The sequence below is a fragment of the Curtobacterium sp. UCD-KPL2560 genome (assembly GCF_001705035.1).
Classification (GTDB): domain Bacteria; phylum Actinomycetota; class Actinomycetes; order Actinomycetales; family Microbacteriaceae; genus Curtobacterium.
In genome coordinates this window covers 1-1,215 of sequence record NZ_MCIG01000151.1, presented here as the reverse complement: position 1 = coordinate 1,215, position 1,215 = coordinate 1, and the positions used below count along the sequence as shown (strand labels likewise).

The following is a 1,215-nucleotide window of genomic DNA, read 5'->3' as shown; positions in this document are numbered from 1 at the left end:
CACCTCGCACCACGAGATTCCGTGGCGCGACCTGCTTTCGCCTGCGCGCGCGACGCGCGCGCGACGCGCGCACAAGCGGAAGCACGTCGCGCCACGGAATCTCATGGCGCGACGTGCTTTCGGTTGTTCGCCGCGCAGCGGCGGCGGCGCTCCGCGCAGCGGCGGCGCCCGCGGCGCCAGCCAGCCGCCGCCACCGACGTCGTCAGCGCGGCCGGATGACCGCCTCGACCACGGCGGCGATGACGTCGCCCGGGTCGACCCCGGGCAGCGCGGGCTCGTCGAACACGATCCCGACGTTGGCGGCGACGAGCAGGACGGCGAGGTCCTCCCGCGGCATCCCGGCATCGACCTCGGGGTGCGCGTCGAACCACAGGTCCACGAGGCCGAGCACCCCGTCCTGCAGCTCGCGCCGCTGCCGGACGAACTCGGGCGTGAACTCGGGGTGCTGCACGGCGTAGCCCCGGAACTCGGCGAGCAGCGCGAACTGGGCGCGCTGGTCGTGCCGGCCGAACGCGGCGCGGACGACATCGCCGAGGCGTGCCGCCGTGACGTCGACCTGGACGACCTCCTGCAACGACGCGAGCACGCGGTTCGTCTGGCGCTGCATGACCGCCGCCACGAGGTCCTGCTTCGACGCGAAGTTCGAGTAGACCGCGCCCTTGCTGAACCCCGCGCGCGCGGCGACGTCGTCGAGCCGGGCCCCGGCCAGGCCGGACTCGGCGAAGACCTCGGCGGCGGCCACGAGCAGGCGCTCCCGCACCTCGGCGCGCGGGGTCCGCGGGGTGGATGTGGCGTCGTCGCGCATCTGATCCTGGTTCGTGATCGTCGTGGCGGTGCGGGGCAGAGCTGGTCGGGTGCGATCCCCGCGCTCGGTGGTGGCGTGCGCGGTCCGTCGGGGACCGTCGCGCCGCGCGCTGATCCCGCGCGGCACCGACCTGGTCCCCGACCTGACGTCCGTGTGCCGGACCGGCACGTTCGGGTCGTGTCGGTGCGTCAGCGGGCGGCGGTCACCGGGTCGATACCCGGCGGTACCGATGCTACTGCCGGGGTGGCCGCGGAGACAGGTTCAGCTGCCGGAGTGCGTTTCCTGGTCGATCGGACCGCCCTCGGCGCCACGACCCCGACCGGCCGCGTCGCCCCGACCGGCCGCGTCGCCCCGACCGCCCGCGTTGCCCCGCGCGCTCGCGTCGCCCCGACCGCCCGCGTCGCCCCGAC

At 75.5% G+C, this 1,215-nt stretch carries 1 protein-coding gene; it reads right to left on the bottom strand.

Features of this window, described 5'->3' with window-relative positions:
- Positions 1-202: 202 nt before the first annotated feature.
- The gene (locus tag BEP24_RS17890) at positions 203-805 is read right to left on the bottom strand and encodes a TetR/AcrR family transcriptional regulator (RefSeq protein WP_065965222.1); all 603 of its coding nucleotides are present in this window, start codon (positions 803-805) and stop codon (positions 203-205) included.
- Between the last annotated feature and the right edge of the window lie 410 nt (positions 806-1,215).

What these genes read in the sequence shown, in the direction of transcription:
- BEP24_RS17890 (WP_065965222.1), bottom strand. Translation starts at nt 805, where the DNA reads ATGCGCGACGACGCCACATCCACCCCGCGGACCCCGCGCGCCGAGGTG.